1 protein-coding gene is annotated in these 1,235 nt (G+C 55.0%); it reads left to right on the top strand.

Annotated elements, in window-relative coordinates; all coding sequences use genetic code 11:
• The first annotated feature begins 64 nt into the window (after positions 1 to 64).
• A protein-coding gene (locus tag HBR94_RS28340) for an IS3 family transposase (protein WP_170045910.1) occupies positions 65 to 1,227 on the top strand; the annotation gives its coding sequence in 2 pieces (ribosomal slippage) (positions 65 to 320 and positions 320 to 1,227; 1,164 coding nt in all).
• Positions 1,228 to 1,235: the final 8 nt, after the last annotated feature.

The following is a 1,235-nucleotide window of genomic DNA, read 5'->3' as shown; positions in this document are numbered from 1 at the left end:
TGTAGTGGTCTAATGAAACCGGACACCCATTTAGGCGAGAATACTCGCCAGATCGAGGTGTCAGATGACCAAACAACGCCGTACCTTTTCCGCAGAATTCAAACGCGAGGCTGCCGACCTCGTGCTCAAGCAAAACTACAGCTTCATCGAAGCCAGTCGTTCACTGAGTGTTGGTGAGTCGGCGCTGCGCCGCTGGGTCGACCAGCTTCAGCAAGAGCGCACCGGCGTCACGCCCCAGAGCAAGGCCCTGACACCAGAGCAGCAAAAAATCCAGGAGTTGGAAGCTCAGATTGCTCGCCTCGAGCGCGAGAAATCAATATTAAAAAAGGCTACCGCGCTCTTGATGTCGGAAGATCTCGAGCGTACGCGCTGATCAATCAGCTAAGCGTCCATGAGCCTGTTGACTGCTTGTGCGAGGCGTTTGAGGTCGCTCGTTCGGGGTACTACGCGCATCGTCTAAGGCGGCGAACACCAGATGTTGAGCGGCTCAGGCTGCGTAGCCGAGTGAGCGAGTTGTTCACCCAGGGCCGAAGTGCTCCCGGCAGTCGAAGCATCACGTTGATGATGCAAGAAGAAGGTGAGCAAATTGGACGGTTTAAGGTACGCAGGCTGATGCGTGAGCTGGAGTTGGTCAGCAAGCAGCCAGGATCACACGCCTATAAAAAGGCGACAGTCGAGCGGCCGGATATCCCAAATATATTGAACCGAGAGTTTGATGTCGAAGCGCCCAACCAGGTCTGGTGCGGCGACATCACCTACATCTGGGCACAAGGGAAATGGCACTACCTTGCGGTTGTCATGGATCTTTACGCTCGCCGAGTGGTGGGCTGGGCGTTATCAGAAAAGCCGGATGCAGACTTGGTGATCAAGGCGTTGGACGTGGCTTACGAGCAGCGTGGCAAGCCGCAAGGCCTGCTATTTCACTCAGACCAGGGATCCCAATATGGCAGCCGCAACTTTCGCCAGCGGCTGTGGCGTTATCGCATGCGTCAGAGTATGAGCCGCCGAGGAAACTGCTGGGATAATGCGCCGATGGAGCGGGTTTTTCGCAGCTTGAAAACAGAGTGGATACCAACCACTGGCTACATGACCGGCCACCAGGCTCAGAGAGACATTAGCCAGTACCTGATGCATCACTACAACTGGATCCGACCTCATCAATTTAACGATGGATTGGCCCCAGCGAAAACGGAAGAAAAACTCAAAACCGTGTCCGGGATGAGTTGACCACTACA

This window comes from Pseudomonas sp. WS 5412 (assembly GCF_012985615.1).
Taxonomy (GTDB): Bacteria; Pseudomonadota; Gammaproteobacteria; order Pseudomonadales; family Pseudomonadaceae; genus Aquipseudomonas; species Aquipseudomonas shahriarae.
Note: the sequence above shows the minus strand (reverse complement) of the source record. Positions and strands in the feature narration are given on the sequence as shown.